Origin of the sequence: Anaerotruncus sp. 1XD42-93, from assembly GCF_009917605.1 — a bacterium.
Taxonomy (GTDB): domain Bacteria; phylum Bacillota; class Clostridia; order Oscillospirales; family Ruminococcaceae; genus Anaerotruncus.
The window spans coordinates 1-851 of sequence record NZ_QZEG01000199.1 but is presented as its reverse complement, the minus strand read 5'-3'; the positions used below and the strand labels follow the sequence as shown (position 1 = coordinate 851).

Below are 851 nucleotides of genomic sequence, written 5' to 3'. Positions count from 1 at the left end.
TAGGGCTTGTTTGAAAAATAAATATTGCACAAACCAAATAAAAGTGCGAAAATAGAGCCATGAAGCGATATGAATTGACAAAAGCACAATGGGAACGCGTGAAGAAGTTGCTTCCAGCAGGGAGGACGGGGAAACGAGGCCGACCTCGGAAAGATGATCGAAATATGCTCAATGGGATGCTTTGGATCGTCCGCAGCGGAGCACAGTGGCGCGAATTGCCGGAGGCGTATGGCCCCTGGCAGTCTGTGTATGCCCGATTTGCCAAATGGCGGGACGATGGTACATTGGAAACCATATTTCGCGCATTGACCGCAGATGCGGATATGGAAAACCTGAGCCTGGACTCTACCTGCATCAAGGTTCACGAGAGTGCCAACGGAGGGGGAAAAAACGGCGGATAAGGCAGTTGGGCGGACCAGAGGTGGGTTGAACACAAAGCTGCACGCTATTGTGGATGGACTGGGGAATCCGGTTGAATTCATGCTGTCTGCAGGGAATGACCATGATTCAGTCCACGCTGTTGAACTGCTGGAAAAGGTAAAAATCAGCGGCAGCAATGTATTAGCAGACCGGGCTTATGGGGCAAAGACGATCCGAGCTTACATCTCGGAACAAGGAGCCAGCTATGTGATCCCACCGCAGAGCAATGTTTCTGATCCGTGGCCGGTAGATTGGTGGCTATATAAAGAGCGCCATTTGGTTGAGTGTTTCTTCCAAAAGCTCAAATGGTTCCGCAGGATCGCCACCAGATATGACAAATTGGATGCGTCTTTTCTCGCTTTCGTTTACATTGCCGCTATCGCTATTTTGTTGATTTAGCTCAGCCTTCACTATTTTTCAAACAAGCCCTA

General features: G+C 49.4%; 1 pseudogene. It reads left to right on the top strand.

The features are described from left to right. Positions 1-59 precede the first annotated feature (59 nt). Positions 60-819, top strand: a pseudogene (locus D5269_RS18005) (IS5 family transposase). Positions 820-851: the final 32 nt, after the last annotated feature.